Annotated in this window: 18 protein-coding genes; 12 read left to right on the top strand and 6 right to left on the bottom strand. The window is 38.6% G+C overall.

Annotated elements, in window-relative coordinates; translation table 11 throughout:
* Window positions 1-445 precede the first annotated feature (445 nt).
* A complete protein-coding gene (locus tag QNI22_RS20445; RefSeq protein ID WP_314513533.1) occupies window positions 446-2,602 on the bottom strand; it encodes a xanthine dehydrogenase family protein molybdopterin-binding subunit in 2,157 nt (718 codons plus the stop codon).
* Between the two features lie 38 nt (window positions 2,603-2,640).
* A complete protein-coding gene (locus QNI22_RS20440; RefSeq protein ID WP_313988010.1) occupies window positions 2,641-3,150 on the bottom strand; it encodes a (2Fe-2S)-binding protein in 510 nt (169 codons plus the stop codon).
* 509 nt (window positions 3,151-3,659) lie between these two features.
* Here QNI22_RS20440 and secA point away from each other — a divergent pair.
* The 7 genes from secA (at window position 3,660) to QNI22_RS20405 (ending at window position 15,622) form a co-directional block, all read left to right on the top strand.
* On the top strand, window positions 3,660-7,028 hold the full coding sequence (gene secA / locus QNI22_RS20435) for a preprotein translocase subunit SecA (protein WP_314513531.1): 3,369 nt from the start codon (window positions 3,660-3,662) through the stop codon (window positions 7,026-7,028).
* A 142-nt stretch (window positions 7,029-7,170) separates the two neighbouring features.
* Window positions 7,171-7,707, top strand: a complete 537-nt coding sequence (locus tag QNI22_RS20430; protein ID WP_314513530.1) for an SPOR domain-containing protein — start codon at window positions 7,171-7,173, stop codon at window positions 7,705-7,707.
* 231 nt (window positions 7,708-7,938) lie between these two features.
* A complete protein-coding gene (locus QNI22_RS20425) occupies window positions 7,939-10,230 on the top strand; it encodes a GH92 family glycosyl hydrolase (RefSeq protein ID WP_314513527.1) in 2,292 nt (763 codons plus the stop codon).
* A 182-nt stretch (window positions 10,231-10,412) separates the two neighbouring features.
* The gene (locus tag QNI22_RS20420; protein ID WP_314513526.1) at window positions 10,413-12,527 is read left to right on the top strand and encodes a glycoside hydrolase family 3 N-terminal domain-containing protein; all 2,115 of its coding nucleotides are present in this window, start codon (window positions 10,413-10,415) and stop codon (window positions 12,525-12,527) included.
* Between the two features lie 97 nt (window positions 12,528-12,624).
* Complete coding sequence (locus QNI22_RS20415) at window positions 12,625-13,731, top strand: carbohydrate-binding family 9-like protein (protein WP_314513524.1); 1,107 nt, start codon at window positions 12,625-12,627, stop codon at window positions 13,729-13,731.
* A 230-nt stretch (window positions 13,732-13,961) separates the two neighbouring features.
* Complete coding sequence (gmd, locus tag QNI22_RS20410; RefSeq protein ID WP_314513520.1) at window positions 13,962-15,074, top strand: GDP-mannose 4,6-dehydratase; 1,113 nt, start codon at window positions 13,962-13,964, stop codon at window positions 15,072-15,074.
* Between the two features lie 167 nt (window positions 15,075-15,241).
* Complete coding sequence (locus tag QNI22_RS20405) at window positions 15,242-15,622, top strand: co-chaperone GroES (protein ID WP_314513518.1); 381 nt, start codon at window positions 15,242-15,244, stop codon at window positions 15,620-15,622.
* Between the two features lie 97 nt (window positions 15,623-15,719).
* Here QNI22_RS20405 and rseP read toward each other — a convergent pair whose 3' ends face one another.
* The 3 genes from rseP to QNI22_RS20390 form a co-directional block, all read right to left on the bottom strand.
* Complete coding sequence (gene rseP / locus QNI22_RS20400) at window positions 15,720-17,123, bottom strand: RIP metalloprotease RseP (RefSeq protein ID WP_314513514.1); 1,404 nt, start codon at window positions 17,121-17,123, stop codon at window positions 15,720-15,722.
* Window positions 17,124-17,286: 163 nt separating this feature from the next.
* Window positions 17,287-18,450: a 1-deoxy-D-xylulose-5-phosphate reductoisomerase gene (locus QNI22_RS20395; RefSeq protein WP_314513512.1), complete on the bottom strand. Its 1,164-nt coding sequence runs from the start codon at window positions 18,448-18,450 to the stop codon at window positions 17,287-17,289.
* A 77-nt stretch (window positions 18,451-18,527) separates the two neighbouring features.
* Window positions 18,528-20,030 carry a GH3 auxin-responsive promoter family protein gene (locus tag QNI22_RS20390; protein WP_314513510.1) on the bottom strand — a complete coding sequence of 501 codons (1,503 nt, stop codon included), beginning with the start codon at window positions 20,028-20,030 and terminating at the stop codon, window positions 18,528-18,530.
* Between the two features lie 143 nt (window positions 20,031-20,173).
* Here QNI22_RS20390 and QNI22_RS20385 point away from each other — a divergent pair, with 143 nt between their 5' ends.
* Together QNI22_RS20385 and QNI22_RS20380 are read left to right on the top strand one after the other, a co-directional pair.
* Window positions 20,174-20,761 (top strand): zinc metalloprotease, encoded by a 588-nt coding sequence (locus QNI22_RS20385; RefSeq protein WP_314513508.1) that lies wholly within the window; start codon window positions 20,174-20,176, stop codon window positions 20,759-20,761.
* A 10-nt stretch (window positions 20,762-20,771) separates the two neighbouring features.
* Window positions 20,772-21,011, top strand: a complete 240-nt coding sequence (locus tag QNI22_RS20380; RefSeq protein WP_314513507.1) for a zinc metalloprotease — start codon at window positions 20,772-20,774, stop codon at window positions 21,009-21,011.
* 5 nt (window positions 21,012-21,016) lie between these two features.
* On the opposite strand, the gene QNI22_RS20375 is transcribed toward QNI22_RS20380, so the two are convergent.
* Window positions 21,017-21,742, bottom strand: a complete 726-nt coding sequence (locus QNI22_RS20375) for a hypothetical protein (RefSeq protein ID WP_314513505.1) — start codon at window positions 21,740-21,742, stop codon at window positions 21,017-21,019.
* Window positions 21,743-21,984: 242 nt separating this feature from the next.
* Between QNI22_RS20375 and QNI22_RS20370 the strand changes: the two genes are divergently transcribed.
* From QNI22_RS20370 to QNI22_RS20360, 3 genes are all read left to right on the top strand, one after another.
* The gene (locus QNI22_RS20370; RefSeq protein ID WP_314513504.1) at window positions 21,985-23,397 is read left to right on the top strand and encodes a trypsin-like peptidase domain-containing protein; all 1,413 of its coding nucleotides are present in this window, start codon (window positions 21,985-21,987) and stop codon (window positions 23,395-23,397) included.
* A gap of 317 nt (window positions 23,398-23,714) precedes the next feature.
* Window positions 23,715-25,055, top strand: a complete 1,341-nt coding sequence (locus tag QNI22_RS20365; RefSeq protein ID WP_314513503.1) for a TolC family protein — start codon at window positions 23,715-23,717, stop codon at window positions 25,053-25,055.
* A 39-nt stretch (window positions 25,056-25,094) separates the two neighbouring features.
* The gene (locus QNI22_RS20360) at window positions 25,095-26,213 is read left to right on the top strand and encodes an efflux RND transporter periplasmic adaptor subunit (RefSeq protein ID WP_314513501.1); all 1,119 of its coding nucleotides are present in this window, start codon (window positions 25,095-25,097) and stop codon (window positions 26,211-26,213) included.
* Window positions 26,214-26,240 lie beyond the last annotated feature (27 nt).

Raw genomic sequence — 26,240 nt, 5'->3', positions numbered from 1 at the left:
ATCAATTGGTTAAATTATTTGATTAATATAATGGCTCCTTATTTTTGTGCAGTTTTAGTACTGGATGATGGTCATCTATACAATCTGAAACTTATTAACAAATAGTGAGCCTTATTGATTGAGCAAGCTGATAGGATTAAAAGTTTTGAGTTTTGATCTGATATTCCATAGGAATAGATATCACTAAGAATACTCCTTAGATACTGTGTAGGACTGAAGTAGAGATGAAACTTGGGAGTAGTTAAAAAAGAAGTGTCTTTTAGTAAGCTTTCTTTTGTTGTATAGTCTGAACTTTACTTTTCTGAATAGTAGATGGTATCGTATAAAGTTCTAAATAGTTAATGTAACTGAATATATATTGAGATCTCAATTAGAATAGGGGAGATTCATAAAATAAAATATGCGCTTTATGGATGGTTTCTTAACCCACAAAGCGCATAGTGTTTTATATCATATCAATATCAAAAGGTAGTTTACGGATCCGCTTTCCTGTAAGATTAAAAATGGCATTACATAGAGCAGGAGCTACAGGAGGCAGACCTGGCTCTCCAGCACCGCTCGGTTTTTCTGTACTTGGCATAACATGAATCTCAATAGGAGGGACTTCATTCATACGAAGTACAGAATATTGATGATAGTTGGTTTGCTCACATTGTCCATCTTTAAATGTGATCCCTGGTTTTAAAGCTGCAGACAATCCCATTACAACATTTCCTTCTGTTTGTGCTTTGACATTATCCGGATTTACTGTCATACCTAAATCAATGACACCTACTACTTTATTTATTTTAATACCTTTTCCTGCTTTTGACACTGTAATGGCGTAGGCCGCAATAGAGCCAAATGAACGTGCCATTGCAATACCCATAGCTTGATTAGGGTTTGGCTTGAGTTTATATTGTGCTTTTTCTGCCAGATACTTTAGAACATTGACAAAGCGTGGAGCTTCATGAAGCATTTCCTGTCGGAATGCGAGAGGGTCTTTTTGGGCTGCATGGGCTAGTTCATCAACAAAACATTCATGTCCAAATGCATTGGTTGAACTGTATACTGATCTCCACCAGACAATTGGAATATCTGTGGAAATAACTTTAGTCGCTTCTCTACGATTAGGAATTGCGTAAGGACTGTCTTCTTCGCTGATTACTTCATGCATCCAGTCGTCAGCAGTTTGTGACAAATCTTTTTTATTGGTTTGGCCTTGAATGGATTCTCCAATTACCTTGTGTTCAAACGCAACAACTTTGCCATTGGCATCCAGCCCACCACGTAATGCATCCAGCATACCTGGACGATAAGGGCCTTGTGTGATATCATCTTCCCGAGTCCAGATCACTTTTACAGGTGCATTGGCTTGTTTGGAAAGATTAATGGCTTCCATGATAAAATCAAAGTAAGCTTTCCTTCCAAAGGAGCCACCCATAAAGTATGTATTTACCTTTACATTGTCTTTAGGAATTTTAAGATATTCGGATGCTTGTCCAATCAGCCAGTCAGGTGATTGATTGGGTGCCCATATTTCTACTTTATCTCCCTGAACCCATGCTATTGCATTCTCGGGTTCTATCATGGCATGGGCGGCAAAGGGAGTTTCGTAGTGTGCTTCCAGTTTTTTAGAAGCTGTAGCCAATGCTTTATCTACATCACCTTTTTTTCCTTTCAGTTCATTACCTGGTTCTTTCACTGCCTGACGTAATTTAGCATAGTAATTATCTGTGGAGATTTTGTCGTAACCAGTATTGTCCCACTGAATTTTAAGTGCTTTTCTACCTTGCAGGGCTGCCCAGTAATTCTCTGCCAGCACAGCTACTGTTTCAACTGTTTTGTGTGGCATTTTCCGTTCAGCTCGCAGTACTTTTTTGACACCTGGAATCTTTTTAGTTTCTGCATCATCAACGGACACTACTTTGCCATGTATAACCGGACATCGTTGAATACTTGCATATAACATACCTGGCACCTTCGCATCTAAGCCAAACAGGGCAGTTCCATTTGTTTTGGATGGAACATCGGGCCGTGGCAACACCTTGCCTAATATTTTAAAATCTTTCGGATCTTTAAGTTTGGGCTCTTTCGGAACTTCCAGTTTGGACGCTTGCTCAACTAATTCTCCATAACTCAGGCTTTTATTGGAAGGTTTATGGTAAATTTTTCCTTCTTTTGCATAACATTCACTCACTGGTACTTTCCAAGTATTGGCTGCTGCCTGAGTCAACATCTCACGAGCCGCCGCTCCTGCTTTACGCAGAGGTTCCCACTGCCCTCTGATAGAACTGGAGCCACCAGAAAACTGCATTCTGTGTTTAGCCAAACCTGCTGTCTGACGTATTTCAACATCTGTAAGACTTACTTCTAGTTCTTCTGCTAATAAAGAAGGAACAGACTGCCATGTTCCTTGTCCCATATCCGGACTAGTATTAAAGATGGTAATTTTGCCTTCTTTGGTTAGCAGAATAAACGGAGTCAGTTCAAGTTCTGCTGCGACAGGCTCAACTTTATTCACTAATGAACTTGCTTGTCCCGGAAGGGAAAACCCAATGGCTAGCAAGCCTGTAAGTTTCAAAAACTGGCGGCGGGATGTATCAACAGTGAGAGTATCCATAGGCGTAAAATGTTAAGGTGGAAAGCAAATACTACATCTTATTTATAAGACGTTTTTTGAACAGGTGTTGTTTGGCCTGACTTATCCTGAGCTTGTTTAGCTGCTCGTTTTATTGCTTTGCGTATACGTGGATATGTTCCACACCGACAGATATTACCGCTCATAGCGGCATCAATATCATCGTCTGTGGGATTGGGATTACTTTTAAGTAATGCTACTGCTGACATAATTTGGCCGGATTGGCAATAACCACATTGAGGAACCTGCTCTTCTATCCAGGCTAGTTGCACAGGATGATCTGTGTTGGTAGAGATACCCTCAATGGTTGTAATCTTTTGACCGGATTGAACTACAGATATAGGAGTAGAGCATGACCGAATAGGATTTCCATCCAAATGGACTGTGCAGGCACCACATAGTGCCATACCACATCCAAATTTTGTTCCGGTGAGTCCAACAAAATCTCTGATTACCCATAATAAAGGCATTTGAGGATCTACATCAACCGTATGCGATTGGTTGTTGATAGAAAGTGTGAATGATGCCATATGAAAAGAGGTTTTATGTTATCTTAACTAATTAATTTGTTTGTAGTTATCTTTCTGATAATGAGTTGCGATATACTAATATATAAATGGCAAGAGTGCCTGAGACCAGCTCTCAATTGTGAGAGATTTTGAGATAAAGTTAGATTTTTTGATAAAACTATGAAACAGATTGCCAGGTATATTTCACAAATGGTTGGAAAAACACTATGACTGGAACGAGACTGTGTAAGTAAACTGTCTTTCCTGGCAACTTTGCAGTTATCTGTGTTGGGCCAAATCATTTGAATTACGATTTTCATTTTGTATTATGACAGAAAACTCGATTCTTACTATTTTAATCACAATACATTCTACCTCTTAATCTTTCGAAAAAAGCTTTACCTTTGTTGTATTCATAACGATAAGCAGTAGTGTCTATTGAAAATATATCTGTCGACCTGTCAGATATTTGGTTGTTGGCACAGCTATTGTCAGTAAATCAGAATCAATTACATATCACATTATAAAATATGTTAAATTTTCTAACTAAATCCGTTACCAAATTTTTTGGTACCAAGTCGGAGCGGGATGTAAAGGAGCTAACACCTTACATAGGAAAAGTGAATGCAGAATTTGAGAAGCTTAGCTCCCTTACGAATGATCAACTTCGCGAGCAGACTTTTGAGCTTAAGAATATAATCCGTGAAAGACTGAAGTCTACCGAAGATGAGATTCAATCTTTGCGTCAGAGAGTGGCTGAGGATTTTACTATGGGACTGGATGAAAAAGAAGCTATTTTTGGTAAAATAGATGAGTTAGCGAAAGATGTTAATAAGCAGCTGGAAGTTGTTTTGCTGGAAATTTTACCACGTGCATTTGCTGTAATTAAAGAGACTGCCCGTCGTTTTACAAATAATGAAGAACTTGTTGTTACGGCACTACCTTATGATCGCGAGATTGCAGCAAAAAAGGCTCATGTAAGTATTGAAAATGGAGATAAGGCTGTATGGAAAAATCGTTGGCTGGCAGCCGGAAGTGAGATTGTGTGGAATATGGTACATTATGATGTGCAGATTATAGGTGGTGTGGTATTGCATCAGGGCAAAATCTCAGAGATGGCTACCGGTGAAGGTAAAACGTTGGTTGCTACATTTCCTGCATTCCTCAATGCCTTAGCTGGAAAAGGTGTACATATTGTAACGGTTAACGATTATCTGGCTAAGCGTGACTCGGAGTGGATGGCTCCTTTGTTTGAGTTTCATGGCTTAACTATTGATTGTATAGATAAGCATCAGCCAAATACAGAGGCTCGTCGCAATGCATATGCTGCAGATATTACCTATGGTACTAATAACGAATTTGGTTTTGACTATCTGCGTGACAACATGGCACGTGAAGTAGGAGAACTGGTACAACGGAAACATCACTATGCAATGGTCGATGAGGTTGACTCCGTTTTGATTGATGATGCCCGTACTCCATTGATTATTGCAGGTCCTGTAAGTCGTAGTGATGAACAGATTTTTTATGATCTGAAACCTCGTGTACATTCTCTGGTAGAAGCTCAGAAAAAAATTACTCTTGATTTCCTGAATGATGCAAAGAAAAAGATTGCTGCCGGAGATGATAAAGAAGGTGGAGTATCGTTGTTCCGGGCATTTCGTGGTTTGCCTAAGAATAAACCATTAATTCGCTATTTGGGTGAACAAGGAACAAAAGCTGTATTACAAAAGACAGAAAACTACTATTTACAGGATAACCAGCGTTTGATGCCTGAAGCGGACGAACCGTTGTTATTTACTATTGATGAGAAAAACAATCAGGTAGAGCTTACTGAGAAAGGTATTGATTATATTACCCGCTCAGGAGAAGATCCTCACTTTTTTATACTACCCGATTTATCTATTGAGTTAGGTAAGATTGAGAAAAATACCAGCTTAACTGATAGTGAGAAGTTACAGCAGAAAGAGGCATTGATTTCTGATTATTCTGCCAAATCTGAACGTATTCACGTTATTAGCCAATTGCTGAAAGCATATACTCTTTTCGAAAATGAGGTAGAGTACATTATCCAGGAAGGTAAAGTGAAAATCGTAGACGAGCAGACTGGTCGTATCATGGAAGGTCGTCGTTATTCTGATGGATTGCATCAGGCGATTGAAGCAAAAGAAAATGTGAAGATTGAAGAAGCAACTCAGACATACGCAACTGTAACTTTACAGAACTACTTCCGGATGTACCATAAATTGGCTGGTATGACAGGTACCGCGGAAACAGAAGCAGGTGAATTCTGGCAAATCTATAAACTGGATGTAGTTGTTATTCCAACTAACCGTGCTATCACCCGTGAAGATCGTGAAGATAAAGTATACCGAAGTGTTCGTGAGAAATACAATGCAGTTGTAGATGAAATTGTTGGGCTCGTTGAAAAAGGGCGTCCTGTGCTTGTAGGTACTACTTCTGTTGAGAATTCTGAGATTCTGAGTCGTTTGCTTACTTTCCGAAAAATCAAACATCAGGTATTAAATGCTAAGCAACATCAACGCGAAGCAGAAATTGTAGCTGAAGCAGGTAAGCCAGGTACTGTTACCATTGCAACTAACATGGCTGGTCGTGGTACCGATATAAAACTGACTCCTGAGTCCAAAGCTGCTGGTGGACTAGCGATTGTAGGTACAGAACGTCACGAAGCTCGTCGGGTAGACCGTCAGTTACGTGGTCGGGCTGGTCGTCAGGGTGATCCAGGTACATCACAATTCTTTGTGTCATTAGAAGATAACCTAATGCGTTTGTTTGGTTCTGACCGGATTGCTAAACTGATGGATCGGATGGGACTGGAAGAAGGAGAAGTGATTCAGCACTCTATGATTACTAAATCCATTGAAAGAGCACAACGCAAAGTAGAGGAAAATAACTTTGGTATTCGTAAGCGTTTGCTGGAATATGATGACGTGATGAACTATCAGCGGGAAGCTATTTACCGTCGTCGTCGCAATGCCTTATTTGGTGACCGGGTGCAATTGGATATTCTGGATAGCTTACACTTTATTTGTGAGAATATCGTAGAAAATACTGCTGGTAATACAGACAACTTCCGCCTGGAAGTATTGCGTACCTTAGGCTTTGAAACTACTATTGCAGACGACGAATTCCGCCGTTTGAAAGCAGAGTTACTGGCAAATAAATTATATATTGAGGCTGAAAAGCATTATTTCAGCAAAGAAGCGCGTATTGCTGAGAAAGCAATGCCTGTGTTACGGGATGTATATCAAACCCGGGGTCAACATATCCAGGATGTGGTAGTGCCATTTACCGATGGAGTCCGCCAGATTGCAGTATCTGCTGATCTGAAAAAAGTGGTGGAGAGCGATGGTCGTGAACTGATTCGTGCTATGGAAAAGATTACTACTCTGGCTCTTATTGATCAGGAGTGGAAAGAGCACCTGCGCGATATGGACGATTTGAAACAATCCGTTCAGAATGCAGTGTTTGAACAAAAAGATCCTTTGTTGATCTATAAGTTTGAAGCAGTTGAATTATTCCGCAAATTTGTAGCGCGTGTAAATGGGGATGTGATATCATTCCTGATGAAAGCTGAAATTCCTGTGGAAGATAGCAGTGAAGTACAGGAGGCTCGTCAGCCTGTGCGTAAGCAACAGCCTAAGCTACAGGTAAGCAAAGAAGAGTTTCATTCTCCGATAAATCCTGAATATAACGGCGGTCCTATCGTAGAAGAACCTCTGCCTGTCGAGAAGATCAATCCTATTCGGGTTCAGAAACTTCCAAACCGGAATGATATAGTCAGTGTCAAATACAATGATGGAAGCATTAAGCGGGATGTGAAGTTTAAGAAGGTGGAAGATGATCTGCGTAATAATCTATGTGTGTTGATTGACTAAGCATCACTTTTATAGCTAAAAATAAAAACCTGGCAGTTATAGGTAACTTCTGTCAGGTTTTTTCGTTTGAAAAGATAGTGTTTTCTTTGTAGTCTTCATTGATAGTTCTGATAATATAGAATAGGCCTTTAAGCAATTTGTTATGATAACATATCGTGTGATTTTACTGGGTATACTTTGTATTTTTTTGGGTATTCTTGAAAGTTGTGTGTCAGGAAAAGCAGCCAGTAAAACAACTAGTAATGTAGGATCGTTTAAGGACGATGTATCAGCCTATCGGCCTGTTTATACAGTAAGTAACGAAACAAAGAGTACTGAGACTACTCCTGTTTCCGAACCAAGTAAGCCTATGACAAAGGGTAAGCCTGTTGGAGACATCACACAAAAACTGGATGTGATTCTGGATACTATTGCCAATACAAACAAGAATATTCGGTTTGCACAGGGTTACCGGGTGCAGATCTATTCAGGCAATAGTAGCGAAGAGGCAAACCGGGCCAGAGATCGATCCTATACATTATTTCCGGATATTACCCCTCACATTGTCTATGTGCAACCCAACTTTAGGGTAAAAGTAGGTGATTTTATTGATCGGCTGGAAGCGCAACGTGTATATGTAGCCTTGAAAGCTGAATTTCCAACAGCACTGATTGTACCGGAGCGCATTGAGATCAGATAAAATACACAGAAAGTAGAAATTGTTCTTATAAGTACGATAAATACTAATAGGATAGTACAAAAAATAGAAGCCTTGTTATATGACAGGGCTTCTATTTTTTATATTCAGCATGTCACCAATTATTATTGGGAGTTTTATCTAAAAGTAAAATATTTTTTATTGCGGAATCTCTTCGTAAAATATTTTATTATTTTTATCGCTTCATAAATTCTCATTGTTTGACTTTCGTGTATGACCTGCTCTTCTCTTAAAGTTACCCTATGGTGTATTTGCCTGGGGATGATTGTAGCATGCAAAAGTGCTCACGTCAAGAACTCTTCTGCTTCTTCTGCAGAACAAAACGATCTCACCGTATATGTTGACCCTTACATTGGTACTGGTTTCCATGGGCATGTATTTCTGGGCGCCAATGTGCCTTTCGGGGCTGTACAATTAGGCCCTACGCAGATTTCTGAAGGTTGGGATTGGTGTTCCGGATATCACTATTCAGATTCAGTTATTATTGGTTTTGCTCATACTCACCTGAGTGGTACTGGAATTGGTGATCTGGGAGATATACTAATTATGCCTACCACCGGAAATGTAAAAGTTACCAAAGGTACACCCAAAGATTTAAATAGTGGATATTCTTCTTTGTTTTCTCACAGTGATGAAGTTGCTAAACCGGGATATTATTCTGTCCTACTGAAAAGATATGGTATCAAGGCTGAACTAACTGCTACAGAACGAGTTGGTTTTCATCAATACACTTTTCCAAAATCTTCAGATGCACACTTGGTAATTGACTTGAAAGAAGGTATTGGTTGGGATCTGGCTACTGTTACACGACTAGAAAAGTTGAATGACTCTACTTTGATTGGTTTTCGAAATTCCAAAGGCTGGGCACCCGATCAACGTTTGTTTTTCACTATAGTATTTTCTAAGCCAATTAAGAAATTTGATTTATATAACGATCAGATACCTGTTAAAGGGACTATGGCTGATGGCAATCGAATCAAAGGTGTGGTTAGCTTTGCTACTACTGAAAATGAAGTAGTACATGTGAAGGTCGGTATTTCTCCTGTAAGTGCAGACAATGCACTGGCTAATATTCAAACCGAATTGCCACACTGGAATTTTACAAAAGTAGTAAATAATGCAAAAGCTGCTTGGAATAAAGAATTAAATAAAGTTGCTGTCCAGTCAAACGATACCAAACGACTGAAGATATTTTACACAGCATTGTATCACACTATGATAGCTCCTTCTACCTTTAATGACCACAATGGGGACTACAGAGGCACAGATAAACAGATTTATAGGAATGCACCATTTACCAATCTGACAACCTTTTCTCTCTGGGATACATATCGCGGAGCCAATCCTCTATTCACTCTTGTACAACATCAGCGGGTAAATGATATGGTGAATAGCATGTTGGCTATTTATCAACAACAGGGAAAATTACCTGTATGGCATTTGATGGGAAATGAAACCAATACCATGCCTGGTAATAGTGCCATTCCTGTAATTGCGGATGCCTGTCTGAAAGGATTTAATGGATTTGATGTAAATCTGGCCTTTGAAGCGATGAAAGCTTCTGCTATGTTAGATGAACGTGGACTAAATTATGTAAAAAAACAAGGGTATATACCAGCCAACGCTGAGTTGGAAAGTGTGTCCAAAGGAATGGAGTATTCTATTGATGACTGGAGTATTGCACAGGTTGCTAAAATGTTGGGTAAGGAAGAAGATTATCAGTATTTTAGCAAACGAGGTGCTAACTACAAAAACTATTTTGATCCTGCAATCCGCTTTGTAAGAGGTCGTATCTCGGAGACTGAATGGCGTACTCCTTTTAGTCCTTTTATTACCCGACACATGAAAGATGATTTTGCAGAAGGTAATTCCTGGCAATATACATGGTTGGTGCCACACGATGTAGAAGGACTGGTTCAGTTAATGGGTGGCGAAAAAAAATTCACTGATAAGCTGGACTCGTTATTTGTGATCAAAGGTGATATGGGAAATGAAGCTTCTAATGATATTACCGGATTGATTGGTTTATATGCACATGGCAATGAGCCTAGTCATCATATTACCTATATGTATGCTTATGTAGGCCAACCCTGGAAGACCGCTGAGAAAGTTCGGTATATCCTGGATAACTTATACACTGAAAAGCCTGATGGATTATCAGGTAATGAAGATGTGGGCCAGATGTCTGCCTGGTATGTATTGTCTTCCCTGGGATTTTACTCTGCCAACCCTGCAAATGGAGCCTACGTGATGGGGAGCCCAGTATTTGATGATGTCCGTTTAACTGTTGGAGAGAATAAAACATTTCATATACAGATCAAAAACAATAGTCCACAGAATCTGTACATTCAGCGTATGACTCTGAATGGCACGCCTTATCCTCAATCGTATCTTTTACATAAAGATATTATAAAAGGGGGTGAATTAGTTATTGAGATGGGCAGCAAACCTAGCAAGACATGGGGTGTTGCTAAGGAAAGCTGGGCTCGTTCACTGCCTGAATGAAGATTATTCGTTACAGAAAATTCTCCATAATTAGTGGTTTACGAACCACTAATTATGGAGAATACTAAGTAGCATTCCGGATATACCACATCGCATAGTATTCTTCTATTTTCTTTCAAATTATATTACAAATGCTTTTTATTAAACATCAGGCTTACAAGCTGTTGCTTCTACTGTGTTGTATGACTTCAATGTCTTATGCACAGCAGACACCCCTTTTCAGAGATAGTAAACAAACATTAGTTGTTCGTACTCAAGATTTGTTAAAACAACTGACTCTGGAAGAAAAGATTTCTCTTCTAGGATATCGTAGTCCGGAAATAACCCGTTTAAATATTCCTGCCTATAACTGGTGGAATGAAGCATTGCATGGAGTTGCACGGGCTGGTGAAGCTACTATATTTCCTCAGGCTATTGGTATGGCGGCATCTTTTAATGATCAGTTGTTAAAAGATATTTCTGCTGCTATTTCAACAGAAGCAAGAGCCAAGTATAACTTGTCTTTGCAACAGAATCGTCGTATTCAATATATGGGACTGACGTTCTGGTCTCCTAATATCAACATATTCCGTGATCCGCGTTGGGGAAGAGGGCAGGAAACATATGGTGAAGATCCTTTCTTGACTTCACAGATGGGAGTTGCCTTTATCAAAGGATTGCAGGGGAATGATCCTCATTATCTGAAAACCTCAGCCTGCGCCAAACACTTTGCAGTGCATAGCGGTCCGGAAGCTGGCAGACATTCATTTAATGCTGTGGTAGATGAAAAAGACTTACGTGAAACGTATTTGTATGCGTTTAATAAACTGGTTGATGCAAAGGTTGAATCTATTATGTGTGGTTACAACAGAGTGAATAATGAACCTTGCTGTACAAGTAATACCTTACTAAACGACATCCTTACAAAGGAATGGCATTTTCAGGGACATAAGGTAACAGATTGTGGTGCTTTAGATGATATTTGGTCGAGACATAAGGTTATGAAAGGCCCTGTAGAAGTAGCTGCTGCTGCAATCAAAGCAGGTATCAATCTGGATTGTTCTAATATCCTGCAAAAGGATGCATTACAGGCAATTAAAGAGGGATTGCTTACTGCTGCCGATATTGATTCAGCTCTGGCACCTGCTTTACGTACACAATTTAAATTGGGTTTCTTTGATGATCCCTCTCTGGTTCCTTATAGCAAGCTAGGCGCTGAAAGCGTTCGTTCTCCAGAGCATGTAGCTCTGGCAAGAAAGATGGCACAACAGAGTATGGTACTTTTGAAGAATAGTAAAGGTATTCTTCCATTAAAACAATCACAGTATAATAGTATTATGATTCTGGGACCTAATGCTGCATCATTGGATGCATTGGTTGCCAATTATCATGGGGTATCTAAAAATACAGTGACTTTTGTAGAAGGAATTACAGATGCTGCTGGTCCTGGAGTAGGTGTACAATATGATCAGGGATGTGACTATACGGATACAACACGTTTTGGTGGACTTTGGGCAGCGGAAAATAGTGATTTATCTATTGCCGTACTTGGATTAACACCTGTATTAGAAGGTGAAGAAGGAGACGCTTTCCTTGCGGCTAGTGGTGGAGATCGAGTAAATATGAGTTTGCCTGCCAGTCATATTGCTTTTCTGAAAGCGCTCCGCAAACGTCACAATAAACCAATAGTTGCTGTAATTACAGCAGGTAGTGCAATAGATATTGCAGCTATTGAGCCATATGCAGATGCTATTGTTCTGGCGTGGTATCCTGGTGAACAGGGAGGAAACGCATTGGCTGATATACTATTCGGAAAGATTTCTCCCTCCGGCCATTTACCAGTTACTTTCTACAAATCACTTTCTGACCTTACTGCCTATGACAGCTATATAATGAAAGGGAAAACATATCGGTATTTTAATGGAGAGGTACAATACCCATTTGGCTTTGGATTGAGTTATACTTCTTTTGCTTATAGTTGGGGTAAAGTGCCTAAAGCTGTTTACTCTGCAAAGGATGTACTGGAATTTACAGTTACTGTAAAGAATACTGGGACAATAGATGCAGATGAAGTGGTACAGGCATATATCCAATATCCAGGTATTGAGCGGATGCCATTGAAAGAACTGAAAGGTTTTCAGCGGGTTACAGTGAAAAAAAACGGAGAACAAAATGTGACATTCAAGATACCTGTAAATGAATTGCGTAAGTGGGATTTGCAAAAAGGACAATGGAAAGTTTATAGTGGTAATTATAAAATTGTATTAGGTAGCCACTCACAGGATGATAAACTGTCTGTAACCGTTAAAATAAAATAATTCAAGTTGGTACAATAGAAAGAAAGAGTGATCTCTGAAAAGATTTCACTCTTTCTTTTTTTCGTTCCTATATACATAAATCGAGCAACATAAATATATGATTAAGAAACTTTTAGCCGTATTTCTCGTTAGTGGACTTAAAGTGAGCTACTTGTATGGGCAAACTACATTTGCTGGACTGGAACATCTTTTTACTAAGCCCAAACAGTATCAGGCTATTTATACCGCTGGTAAACCTGTGATTGATGGAGATATCAATGATCCTGTATGGCAATCAGTACCATGGACAGAACAGTTTACAGATATCGAAGGTGACAAACAGCCCAAACCTACTTGGGCAACCCGCGTAAAATTGATATGGTCGGATTCTGCTTTATTCATTGCCGCAGAACTAGACGAGCCACATGTATGGGCAACCTTAAAGCAACACGACGAAATTATCTATCAGGACAATGATTTTGAGGTATTTATTGATCCAGACCAGAATACACATCAATATTTTGAGATAGAGGTAAATGCAATAAATACAATTTTTGATTTACTTTTGCCAAAACCTTATCGTAATGGAGGGGATGCCATGATTTCATGGCATGTAGACAAGTTGCGTTCGGCTGTGAAAGTAAACGGAACGTTAAATAATCCTTCAGATATAGATAAAGGATGGACAGTAGAAATGGCTATTCCTTTTTGGGCTCTTACAATTGGCAATAATCTAACTGTACCTGCAGATGGTACTTTGTGGCGTATAAATTTTTCACGTGTTGAGTGGGATACAGATATTCAGAATGGAAAATATGTAAAACGTAAGGATGCTAATGGACGAAACCTTCCAGAACATAATTGGGTATGGTCGCCACAAGGAGTGATCAATATGCATTATCCGGAAAGATGGGGCTATTTGCAGTTCGTACGTACAATAACATCATCTGGTTCGATTGTTTTACCATATGCTGAACAACAAAAGCGTTATCTGTGGCTGATATACTATCGGCAAAAACAATATCATGAGAAATATGGAAAATATGCTACTCATGTATCTGATTTACAGTTTACATCCAGTCAGGTGATAATCGATAAGCAAACTAATAAACTGCATATAGAAGCTACTACTCATCAGTTTATGGGTACAATTCAGGGACGAGATAAAATCCTGTGGTGTATCAATCAGGATGGATTTGTCCAAAAAATTCCACAGACACACTAAATGAGGAAGTGTCAGGAAATTAAACTGTGCATGTTTTTTCAGATTGTACTTAATTTATTTTGACAAAATTCAGAATGAGCATTTACCTTTCTTATTCTTTGCTGATTAATAAGCATGTGATCGTGGAGGAAACGGTGTAATGTTTTGGAAGATTTTGTCCATAAAATTGAATGTCAATATTTTAATTATCATATTTGTACTCTTCAATCGGTAGTAATTTATCAATTTCTATGAAAAAAGCTCTTATTACAGGTATTACAGGACAAGACGGCGCTTACCTAGCCGAGTTATTGCTAAGCAAGGGGTATGAGGTTCATGGTATTAAAAGAAGAAGTTCTCTTTTTAATACGGAACGTATTGATCATTTGTATCAGGATCCACATGAGAAAGGTGTACGTTTTAAACTGCATTACGGAGACCTTAGTGATTCAACCAACGTAATCCGTATCATCCAGGAAATTCAGCCAGATGAGATCTATAACTTGGGAGCTATGTCTCACGTACGTGTAAGTTTTGACGAACCTGAATACACAGCTCAAGTAGATGGAATTGGTACATTACGTATCCTGGAAGCGGTGCGGTTGTTGGGTCTGACTAAAAAGACTAAGATTTATCAGGCATCTACCTCCGAACTATATGGTGGTGTACAAGGACATGCGCAATCTGAGGCTACACCTTTCTATCCTCGTTCTCCTTATGCTGTAGCAAAGTTGTATGGTTACTGGATTACAGTAAACTATCGTGAAGCATATGATATGTATGCTTGTAATGGTATTTTATTTAACCACGAATCACCATTACGTGGTGAAACATTCGTAACACGTAAGATTACACGTGCAGCTGCTCGTATTGCTTTAGGATTTCAGGATAAATTATATTTAGGAAACCTGGATGCACAACGTGACTGGGGACATGCCAAAGACTACGTTGAGGCAATGTGGTTGATATTACAACAAGAAAAGCCTGAAGATTTTGTTATCGCAACTGGTGTTACTACCCGCATTCGCGATTTCGTACGTATGGCATTTGCAGAAGTGGGTATTGAACTGGATTTCAAAGGAGAAGGTATTGATGAGAAAGCCTATGTAGCGTCTTGCTCTAATCCTGAATATCAACTGCCAATTGGCAAAGAAATAGTTGCCATTGATGCTAAATATTTCCGTCCTACAGAAGTAGATCTGTTATTGGGAGATCCTACAAAAGCAAAAGAAAAATTAGGCTGGAAACTGAAATATGATTTACCTGCATTGGTAAAAGATATGATGGATGCTGATATTGCATTGTTCAAACGCGATCAGCTATTAGCTTCTGAAGGTCATCGTGTATTGAACTACCACGAGTAATATAATCTATAAGTTATAAGATAGTATCTCTTTAATCGGGCTTATCTGCATGCAGATAAGCCCGATTGTTTTTCTGCCATTATGACACAGCTATCAGCGTTGTCTGATTTTTGTGATTGCATTGAATAACCAAGCAAACTGTTTTTATTAATCTCTTGCTATTGTCTATGATGGAAGTAACTGCCAGTAATCAATTGAAAAAACTTATAATTGTTGGAGATCGGGTATTAATTAAGCCCAAAAGCCCAACAGACAGAACCACAAGTGGATTATATTTACCTCCGACTGTTCAGGAAAAAGAAGATGTACAGAGTGGCTATGTTGTAAAAGTAGGTCCTGGTTATCCAATTCCGGCTGTTGCAGAAGATGAGCCATGGAAACAAACAGATGAGAAAATCAAATATCTTCCTTTACAGGCTCAGGAAGGAGATGTAGCTATTTATCTGCAGCGCAACGCTATTGAAGTTGTATATCAGGATGATAAATATGTAATTGTACCTCAATCTTCTATTCTAATGTTAGAGCGTACTGAAGATTTATTTGATTAAAACAAGGTATATATTGAAGACACTGTCATTCTTACGATCTATAAAATAAAAAAGCCTTCAATCACTTGAAGGCTTCTTTATTTTATAAAAGTATTCTTTATCGTACTAATCGATAGAAATCCAAGCCAATTGCAAAAGCCATTAAGCCAAAGAGGAGTACCATGCCAAAGCGAAGAGCTACCTCCATGAATTTCTGAGATGGAGCGCGTCCTGCTATCATTTCATATAACAAGAATACCACATGTCCTCCATCAAGTACCGGGATTGGAAGGAAGTTCATAAATGCAAGTACCATCGAAAGAGTTGCTGTCAGACTCCAGAATTTTTCCCAGTCCCAGATACCTCCATATAATTTACCAATAGAGATAAAGCTACCTAAAGAGTTGGTAGGAGATAACTCGCCTCTAAAGATCTTTCCAAACGCTTTCAGTTGATTTCCGATTACTTCGAATGCTCTGGCTGGGGCTTTGGCAAAAGCTTCCCCAAAGCTATAATCTATAGTAGCAGTTTCAATATCTTGTTTTGGGATAAACCCTAATACGCCAGTTGTATCCAGTTGAGTAGTAGACTCTCTTATTGTACCTTTATGGTTAATGGTAAATGTAACGGTTTTACCTTTATTAGCCTTCAGCGTTTCCTGAAGTTCATCAAAGAAACGGATAGGAGTACCATTTACTTTTTCGATCTTATCTCCTGACTGCAATCCGATTTTCTGAGCAGGGCTTTCTTTTGCTACAGGATCTTTGCCTTTCATCTGAAGAATCAGACGAGCAAGAAAACCTGGTTGCTCAACGGGAGGAACTGTATCCACAGTGAAAGTCATCCGAGGGAAGATGAAATTCTGAGGACTCTTCTTATTGGATAGATCATTTAACAGTTTATCTGGAACCTGAAGGTCAATTAATTGTCCCTTACGTTCAACAGTATAGTAACTTCCTGAGTTTAAAAGCGATTTGGAAATATCAGAGAAGTCTTCAAATGTCTGTCCATTTAACTTTACTATTTTATCACCTGTACGTAGTCCCATGTTCTGAGCAACAGGACCTGCCACAATGCCATATTTCAATGCTTTTGTTGGAATATATTGCTCTCCATAAATTAATAACAGGAAGCCAAAGATTACAATGCCGGTGATGACATTGACAATAATTCCACCCATCATAACAATCAAGCGCTGCCATGCTGGCTTGCTACGAAACTCCCAAGGTTGGGGTTCACTTGCCATCTGCTCTGTATCCATCGACTCATCCATCATACCTGCAATCTTAACATAACCACCTAAAGGCAGGGGTGATAACAGGTATTCTGTTTCACCATGACGAACACTAAATATTTTAGCAGGTAAGAATTTCAAACCAAACATTTGAGGAGGTAAGCCTAAGGCAAATTGCTCCACACGCATTTTAAACCATTTGGCAGTCAAGAAATGCCCCAACTCATGTACGCCTACCAGAATGGATAAACCCAACAATAGCTGGGCAATCATTACTACTACATCCATTTAAATTTCAGTGCTAAATTTGATATGTGAAATTACTATATTGAATTAGAAATAAATACTCGTTTTTTATTTGAGAATGCGCATCTGTAAGATTCATATCAGTTCTTCTATTCTATATCTTTCTATATTGAAGACGAATGATAATCAGAAAGATTGTAAAACTTTACACTGTAAGAGGTTCAGATGCTATCCGTCTGGCTTCTTTATCTGTATGGATATAGTCGTCCAATGTCGGATTGCCAATATACGGTACTTTAGCCATACAACGAATAATCCAGTCAGATATTTCCAGAAATCCTATTTCCTCTCTCAAAAATGCTGCCACGGCCACTTCATTAGCTGCATTCACGATACAAGGCATATTACCACCTTTATCTAATGCGTCAAAAGCTAGTTGAAGATTTATAAATGTCTTTTTGTCAGGCTCTTCGAAGGAAAGAGTCGGATAGCTGGCAAAGTTAAACCGTGGAAAATCCGCAGAAAGTCGTTTAGGATAACCTAATGCGTATTGAATAGGAAGTTTCATATCCGGTAAGCCCATTTGTGCCTTGAGGCTACCATCCTGAAACTGTACCAATGAGTGAATAATGGATTGCGGATGAACTACCACATCTATCTGAGATGCAGCTATACCAAATAACCATTTAGCTTCAATAACCTCAAGTCCCTTGTTCATAAGAGTTGCTGAATCAATGGTTATTTTAGCTCCCATATCCCAGTTAGGATGTTTGAGTGCCTGAGCTTTGGTTACTGTACGTAGGAAGTCTCTGTCTTTGCCTCGAAACGGTCCTCCTGACGCTGTTAAAATAATCTTCTCAATGGGATTGTGCCATTCACCAGCCAGACATTGAAAAATGGCTGAGTGTTCAGAATCAACTGGATAAATACTCACTCCTTTTTCACGTGCTAGCTGAGTAACCAGTTCACCTGCTACAACCAAAGTTTCTTTATTGGCAAGAGCAATAGGTTTGCCTGCTTCAATAGCTTTTATGGTTGGGATCAATCCTGCATAACCTACCAAGGCTGTTAATACAATGTCAACACTTTCCATCTGAACTACAGACGCCATAGATTTGGCACCTGCATATACCTTAACCGGATGGTTAATTAAGGCTGCAGCTACTTTCTCGTAAAAGTCTTCATTACAGATAACAACTACATTAGGCTGAAACTGTATCGCTTGTTGAATCAGTAAATCTGCATTATTCTGTGCTGTTAATACTTCTACTTCAAATGATTCTGGATTGGCCTGAATTACCTCCAATGCCTGTGTGCCAATAGATCCTGTTGAACCCAAGATAGCAACCCGTTTTTTTTGAATATCCATAATAGGGAACCGAGCTTTTAGGGATGTAATTGCTCAGTAATATATATGATTTCTTTTACTCCTGTATTTCCTAATGCTTAATTGATTCTGAATTTTACCAGTTCATCAGCCAGTTTCCGATCATTGGATAATCGGGGAACTTTATTCTGTCCACCCAGTTTACCCTGGGATTTCATGTAATTACGGAATGCATCTGGTTGTAAGGCAGTAATTTTTAGGGTTTGTAATATACTACCTGAAATCAGATCTTTGTAATATACGTTTAGTTGAACTAATTTCTGATCTATATCTCTGGCAAACGCATTCATATCCTGTGGTGGTTTAGCAAATTCTACAAACCATTCATGATAAGGTAATTGATCTCCATCAGGTGTTACCATTGGGGCTACTGTAAATTCAATCAGCTCTACTTCCGGATGTTTTTGCATTGCATATTGCATTGCTTTTTCTACTTCTTCTCCTATCACATGTTCTCCAAATGCTGAGATAAAATGTTTGATACGGCCAGATACGATAATACGGTATGGATTTTTGGAGACAAACTTGATCGTATCACCTACATTGTATCCCCATAAACCTGCATTATTGTTTACAATCAATACATAGTTTTTACCTAGTTCAACATCTGCAATGCTTAGACGAGTGGGATTTGTATTGAAAAACTCTTCTGCTGGTATAAATTCATAGAAGATTCCACTATTCAATAACAATAATAGCCCCTCATGTACTTGTTTATCCTGGTAAGCAAAAAAGCCTTCTGAGGCAGGGAACATTTCTATGGAATCTATTTTCTTTCCAATAGATTCAAAAATCTTAGCCCGATAGGGCTCAAAATTTACACCACCATATACAAACAAAGAGAAGTTAGGAAAGATATCTTTGATAGGTTTGCCTGTTTTGGCTATGATACGATCAAAATACATCTGTACCCAAGGTGGAATACCAGATATCAATGACATATCTTCTGATAACGTTTCTCCAATAATTGTATCGAGTTTTATTTCCCAATCCTCAATACAATTGGTTTTATAACTAGGGAGTTGATTGGTACGCAGATAGCCTGGAACATGATGGTTAACTATACCTGAAAGCCTACCTGTTGGGATAGCACCTGACATATCCAGAATTGGACTACCTGACAAAAATATCAGTTTGCGATCCAGAAAGTCTGCTTTACCAGTTTCATGCACATAGGTCAATAATGCATTTCTGGCAGAGTTAATATGATTGGGAATAGATTCCTTTGATATGGGAATATACTTCACCCCAGAAGTTGTACCTGATGTTTTGGCAAAATACAGAGGTTTACCCCTCCAGAGAATATCTGACTTACCTTCTTTTACTTGCTGAATATAAGATTTAATATCTTCATAATCCCGTACAGGGACCTGACGTTTAAAATCTTCATACGTACGAATGGAAGAAAACCCATGTTCTTTTCCAAAAAGTGTATCTTTTCCTCCTGCAAGCAGTGACTGAAAAACTGCATTCTGTGATTCTACTGGTGCCGCTGCCCACCGATTTTGTGCTTTTACAACGGATGAGGCAAATGGCTTTGCTAAAAATGAACGAATTCCCATGCGGTAAAAATACACCTTTTTCAATTACTGTTTTATATTTCTACATTTAGATACAATTTTATCTGTAAGCCATCAGTCTGCATTGTATGTTAAATCATAAGTATGTAAGAACTCTCTTAGTGGGAGGAATTTTATGTTTGTTAATGATTTCGTGTAAAGAAAAGAAAGACAGTCGAGTCGTTATACAACAGAAATTAACTCCTTTACATAAGTTAAAAGAACAGCCTATGCCAGGAGAATGGCTGGCAGAACACAAAGAAACCTATCAGTCTTTTGAAACCTATGTGAACAAAAAGCCCACTCGTCTGGATGGTGGGCGGGACAAGATCTATATTATGCGTATTGGGACATTTTCTCCCACAGAATTACAAATCGTTTCAAAAACAGCCCAATATCTCTGGTTATTTTATGGACTTCAAGTAAAGTATGTGTCTGTGCCTGAGAATGCCAACTTTCTGAAAGACTCAAGAGAACGGGAAGATACAGGTATACAACTAAGTGCCAGTCTGATTCTCAATGACGTGTTAGCTCCTGTGCTACCTGGTGATGCCGCTGTTTTAATCGCATTTACAACCTATGATTTGTATCCCCGACCAGATTGGAACTATGTCTTTGGTTTAGCATCTTTGAAAAAACGTGTGGGTGTATGGTCTATTAATCGCTTTGGATGTGCTGATAATCCTAAAGAATTTGATCAGGTGTTTCAGCGTACAATCCGGACTGCATCATGAAATTGGACATATGTTTTCTATTAGACATTGTGTCAAATATGAATGTTGTATGAATGGGAGTAATAACAAGTTTGAGATGGATGGGCGTCCTACTTATTTTTGTCCGGAATGTTTGCGAAAATTGTGTTGGAATCTAAAGCAGGATGAAAAACAGCATTTGACAAGGGTTCGTAGTTTTTGGGTAAATGAAAAAAACTATGAACTGGTCCGGTTTTATGATAGGAGTATAGTGGCTATTACAGAAGATTGAAAAGATTATCGGATTTTCCTGTAGACTTTTTCTGTTGTAAATAAATCTTCTTTGATTAGTTTCTTAAATTCCTTTCGACTTGGATTGATAGATGTGAAAGTATAGCTGGAGCTATCCTGTTCGTATGTTGTCACTTTCACGGGTGTGATTTGTTCAATATCTGTGGTGATGGAATCTTCTGCATATAAGTAGCTCACAAGAAGATAATCCTTTTTAGGTGTCAGTCGCATTACTTCCCAACCAGATGGTTCAACTGGAGTATTGATAAAGTAGGAACCTTTGTAGTAGCGAAGTACAGTAGGTGCAGAAAGTTTAAGAATTGTGTCAGAGATTTGTGTAAAACAAAATAGAGTATCTGCAACAAAATATGCTTTGGTCAAACCTTCTTCTTTGGTAATATAGGAAAGTAAAGCTGTGTTATTTAAATTTTTTACCGAATCAGGAAGATCCAAATCCCTGCGATGCTGTTTTAGAAAGAATCGGGATACTGAAAGGATTGAATTGGAATATACTTGCAAAAAAGTAGTATCCGAATAAAAGCCTGAAGAATCCTGAGAAATATGAATCTTCTGATTCATATAAGTACCTTGAATTTTTTTGCCAAACTCCGTTGTGTTTTTGACATCTGCTGGTTGTGGCTGGTCAAAGAGTGTTTGCGTTTGTGACGATTCGAGTTCTCCGCAACTGCTAAAGATTGTAAGTAATACAAAAGCTATTAATGACGTTTTCATAGGTAGTTAGCGTTGTAGCAAAAGATATACATTTTCAAATTTTAATACCTTTGAGATTAGTAGGTAACCTATGTTTAATTGAAAAAATCAGGAAAGAGAGGATATGCGAGATGATTCGGAATAGGGGATAATCCAACCAAAATCTAGCTTATAGTTTTTCCGTCTTTCTTTCTATTGCATAATTTTTGATTCTATGTCAGAAAAGAGTTAGTTTACAGTATGTTTGTTTTGTCTGAACCCTAATGAAAACATTAAAAACAGTTTTGTTAAGCTTAGGCTCGGGAGTATTTGGAGCCTTTTTGTTTCAGCACTTGGGAACTTCTCCTACTCCGGTTCTACCAGAAAATACTACTTCTGTAATGCGAACTGTCAGTCAGGCCTATACTAATTCACCGATAAATGCTGACTTTGTGGCAGCATCTGCTGCCAGTACATCCAGTGTAGTATTTATTAAAACCACTTCAACCATTGCCAATCAGTATGATATGTTTGACTGGTTTTTTGGTGGCGGAGGTCGCGAACAAAAAGTTTCTGGTTCCGGGTCTGGAGTAATTTTTACAGCAGATGGATATGTAGTAACCAATAACCACGTAATTGAAAATGCGAACTCTATTGAGGTAGTACATAATAAACGATCTTACAAAGCCAAGATGATTGGTACTGACCCGTCTACAGATATTGCTGTGTTAAAAATCGAAGGAAAAGGATTACCTGCTATTAAGTTAGCCCATAGCCGGGATGTACAGGTAGGAGAATGGGTACTGGCTGTTGGTAATCCGTTTAACCTTACTTCTACGGTAACAGCTGGTATTGTAAGTGCAAAAGGTCGTAATATTGGTATTTTGGGTAGTCAGTTTCCTATTGAGTCTTTTATTCAGACAGATGCGGCCATTAATCCTGGTAATAGTGGGGGGGCATTAGTGAATATCAAAGGAGAATTAATTGGTATTAATAGTGCAATTTTATCACGTACAGGTAGCTACACAGGTTATGGTTTTGCTGTTCCTGTAGATATTGTAAACAAGATATTTAATGACCTTGTGAAATACGGAGAAGTGCAGACTGGCTTCCTGGGAGCAGAAGTCTCAGACATCAATAGCCAAACAGCTGAAAAGTATGCTCTGAATGATTACTCTGGTGCCGTCGTGACATATCTTGAAACTGGTTCTGCAGCAGAAAAGCTGGGATTACGTAAGGGTGATGTGATTCTGAAAGTAAATGGACAGACTATAAATAGTAAGGCTGAGTTTGATGAACAGTTGAGTTTCTATCGTCCGGGAGATAAAATAACGGTGACGTATCGTAGAGGTAATGATACCAAAGAAGGACAACTGACGCTAACAAATCGGGAAGGTACTACAGGTTTATTGAAACATGAAACCTATAAAGCAGAATCGCTGGGTGCAGAGTTGGAAGCTTTGTCTAAAGTTGAGAAGGATAAGTTTCGATTACAAAATGGGGTACGGATTGTGAAAATTACAGGACGTGGCGTGTTGAGTCAGTTTGATGAAGGATTTATCATCACTTCCATTAACCGTCAGCCCGTAAACGCACCGAAAGATGTGGTTGACATGATGGGAAATGTAAGAGGTCGTTTGATTATTGAAGGATTAGACCCTTCCGGTGAGAGAGTCACTTATCAGATGTATTATTAAATATGTAGTAGGAAGATAATAAAAGAACCTGTCTCTAACGGACAGGTTTTTTTATTATAGATATAAAAATTTACAAATAAGTGAAAATGTATTGTGGTCTTCTATAAGATGATTAATTTGCTGAAAATGAGTTTAATAAAACTATCAACTTTTATTAAACTAGTATTTATTTTTGATGAATTATTATTCTTTTTATCCTCGGAGCAGAAAAGGTTACTATAAGTCCAACACTAATTGCACTTTTTTGTAAGAAAGATTGTTTGCGTAAATCATACAGATATAGCTTTATTCATATTCTCTCCACTTATCATCGATTTATGAAAAGATTTTTAGTATCTGGTTGGATTCTATTATGCTCTTTTTGTTTACTACCTGATCTGGGTTATTCGCAATCGAATAACCAAAATATGACGTTAGATGAATGTATTAAGTATGCATTGCAGAATGAACCAACTCTTCAGCAACAAAAAATAGCAGAACAAATCACCCAGAAAGATGTACAGATTAATCTGGCAGATTGGTATCCACAAATAAACTTCAATTATGACATTACCCATTATATTAAGCTGCAAACGAATATTATTCCCGATGCAGCTACTGGCCAAAGGCGGGCAGTACAATTTGGTCTGAAAAATAATTCCAATCTTATCTTTTCTGCTACACAAACAATATTTAACAATAATCTGAGATTAGCTTCACGAACTGCACCAGTACTTCGACAGCAGGCTTCTCAGAATGTTACCGCATCCAAAATAGATGTAGTAGTTAATGTGAGTAAGGCATTCTTTGATCTGTTCATCACAATGGATCAACTTTCTATCCTGGATGAGGATATTGTACGGCTGGAAAGAAATTTGAGAGATACCTATAATCAATACGAAAGCGGTATCACAGATAAGATAGACTATAAAAGAGCTACTATTGCTTTAAACAGTGCTCGTTCACAAAAGAAAGCTGCCCAGGAAAGTATTATTTATAAGACAGCTGTATTAAAACAAACCATCGGATACCCTGCTGAAAATGATTTGGTGGTAGCATTTGATACAGCTAGTTTACGGCAAGCGGCCATTGTTGATACACTTCAAACATTGGAACCTGTGAACCGGATTGAATATCAACAACTACAAACTGCTCTTAAGCTACAGGAGACCAATCTATCATATTACCGCTGGGCCTTCTTACCTACTCTGTCAGCCATATTTACGCATGATTTTCTATATCTTAATGATAATATATCTGATTTATACAATAGGTCCTATCCATACACTTATTATGGGCTTCGACTTTCTGTTCCCTTATTTCAGGGTTTTAAACGGCTTCGTAATGTACAAAAGGCTGAATTGCAGATCCGCAGTTTTGACTGGCAGCAGAAAGGTTTGAAAAATCAAATCAATTCAGAGTATAGATTAGCCCTAGCCAATTATAAAAGTGCAGTAAGTGATTGGAAGGTGCTTGAAGAAAATGAAGAGATCGCCCGGGATGTTTACAATACTGTTAATCTTCAGTATAAGGAAGGAATAAAACAATATCTGGAGGTTATTGTGGCAGAAACAGACTTGCGTAGTGCACAGTTAGACGCCAGAAATGCGTTGTTGCGGGTCATTTCCAGCAAATACGATCTTTTACGTGCTATGGGTAGTGTCCCATACAACGAATAAATACTATCTGTTACATGATTCAAAATCTATCTACTATTCATGAAACGTTTATCCATTCTTTTTTTTAATATATTTTTAGTAGGACTTTTCTCATGTGGGAAAAAAGCAGCCACAGAGGGAGCTAAACCAGATGCTGCCATACCTGTAACTGTTCAGGTTGTACAGGAAGGAGATCCAATCTACTATGATAATTTTCCAGGCACAATTGTCGCACTTAATGAGGTAACTTTACTAGCACAGGTAAATGGGTATGTGACAGGTATCTTTTTTAAAGAAGGAGAAGTAGTTAAGAAAGGACAAAAGCTCTATGAAATTGATCGTATCCGTTATCAGGCAGCTTATGATCAGGCATTAGCCAACTTACGAATTGCAGAAGCCAATGTGGAAAAAGCTCAGCGTGATGCAGATCGCTATAACCGATTATTAAAACAGGATGCTGTAGCACGTCAGATTGCTGAAAATGCTGAAACTGATTTACGAAATGCACAATTACAGGTAACGTCTGCACAAGCTAATCTGACCACTGCCCGTACTAATCTTTCCTATTCTGTTATCCTTGCTCCATTTACAGGTACCATTGGAATTTCTCAGGTAAAGATGGGAGCATTAGTGAATCAGGGACAAACATTGTTGAATACAATATCCTCTGATGACCCGATGGCCGTTGACTTTGAAGTAGATGAAAAAACAATGGTGCGTTTCTACAACTTGCCTAAACAAAAGACTGCCAGTGATTCTACATTCCGGCTGGTATTGCCTGGAGGTATAAAATATGATACGCCAGGACAGTTGTCAGTTATAGACAGAGCTGTTAATCCACAAACAGGGACTATTCGAATCCGTTTACAGTTTCCGAATACTAAACACCTGTTGAGAACGGGAATGAGTTCAACTGTACAGGTGCTCAACAAATCAGGTAAACGCCAACTGCTGGTTCCTTCTAAATCGGTTATAGAGCAGATGGGTGAATATTTTGTCTATGTGATTAAGGATAATAAGGCTGAGCAACGTAAAGTCTCTTTGGGGGCAGTATTACAGGATCAGACAATTATTACCACCGGATTGAATGCAGGAGAACAGATAGCTGTGGAAGGAATTCAGAAACTTAAAAATGAGGCCCCTGTCCAGACGCAGCCTGCTAAAACAGCCTCCCGATAAGATATATATTTAGGATACTTCTTTCAA

This window comes from Xanthocytophaga agilis (genome assembly GCF_030068605.1).
Taxonomy (GTDB): Bacteria; Bacteroidota; Bacteroidia; order Cytophagales; family 172606-1; genus Xanthocytophaga; species Xanthocytophaga agilis.
This window is presented reverse-complemented; position numbering and strand designations above follow the sequence as displayed.

Excerpts from the sequence above, each read along its gene's own strand:
- QNI22_RS20445 (WP_314513533.1), bottom strand. The coding sequence starts at position 2,602 with ATGGATACTCTCACTGTTGATACATCCCGCCGCCAGTTTTTGAAACTT.
- QNI22_RS20440 (WP_313988010.1), bottom strand. The coding sequence starts at position 3,150 with ATGGCATCATTCACACTTTCTATCAACAACCAATCGCATACGGTTGAT.
- secA (WP_314513531.1), top strand. The coding sequence starts at position 3,660 with ATGTTAAATTTTCTAACTAAATCCGTTACCAAATTTTTTGGTACCAAG.
- QNI22_RS20430 (WP_314513530.1), top strand. The coding sequence starts at position 7,171 with ATGATAACATATCGTGTGATTTTACTGGGTATACTTTGTATTTTTTTG.
- QNI22_RS20425 (WP_314513527.1), top strand. The coding sequence starts at position 7,939 with ATGACCTGCTCTTCTCTTAAAGTTACCCTATGGTGTATTTGCCTGGGG.
- QNI22_RS20420 (WP_314513526.1), top strand. The coding sequence starts at position 10,413 with ATGACTTCAATGTCTTATGCACAGCAGACACCCCTTTTCAGAGATAGT.
- QNI22_RS20415 (WP_314513524.1), top strand. The coding sequence starts at position 12,625 with ATGATTAAGAAACTTTTAGCCGTATTTCTCGTTAGTGGACTTAAAGTG.
- gmd (WP_314513520.1), top strand. The coding sequence starts at position 13,962 with ATGAAAAAAGCTCTTATTACAGGTATTACAGGACAAGACGGCGCTTAC.
- QNI22_RS20405 (WP_314513518.1), top strand. The coding sequence starts at position 15,242 with ATGATGGAAGTAACTGCCAGTAATCAATTGAAAAAACTTATAATTGTT.
- rseP (WP_314513514.1), bottom strand. The coding sequence starts at position 17,123 with ATGGATGTAGTAGTAATGATTGCCCAGCTATTGTTGGGTTTATCCATT.
- QNI22_RS20395 (WP_314513512.1), bottom strand. The coding sequence starts at position 18,450 with ATGGATATTCAAAAAAAACGGGTTGCTATCTTGGGTTCAACAGGATCT.
- QNI22_RS20390 (WP_314513510.1), bottom strand. The coding sequence starts at position 20,030 with ATGGGAATTCGTTCATTTTTAGCAAAGCCATTTGCCTCATCCGTTGTA.
- QNI22_RS20385 (WP_314513508.1), top strand. The coding sequence starts at position 20,174 with ATGATTTCGTGTAAAGAAAAGAAAGACAGTCGAGTCGTTATACAACAG.
- QNI22_RS20380 (WP_314513507.1), top strand. The coding sequence starts at position 20,772 with ATGTTTTCTATTAGACATTGTGTCAAATATGAATGTTGTATGAATGGG.
- QNI22_RS20375 (WP_314513505.1), bottom strand. The coding sequence starts at position 21,742 with ATGAAAACGTCATTAATAGCTTTTGTATTACTTACAATCTTTAGCAGT.
- QNI22_RS20370 (WP_314513504.1), top strand. The coding sequence starts at position 21,985 with ATGAAAACATTAAAAACAGTTTTGTTAAGCTTAGGCTCGGGAGTATTT.
- QNI22_RS20365 (WP_314513503.1), top strand. The coding sequence starts at position 23,715 with ATGAAAAGATTTTTAGTATCTGGTTGGATTCTATTATGCTCTTTTTGT.
- QNI22_RS20360 (WP_314513501.1), top strand. The coding sequence starts at position 25,095 with ATGAAACGTTTATCCATTCTTTTTTTTAATATATTTTTAGTAGGACTT.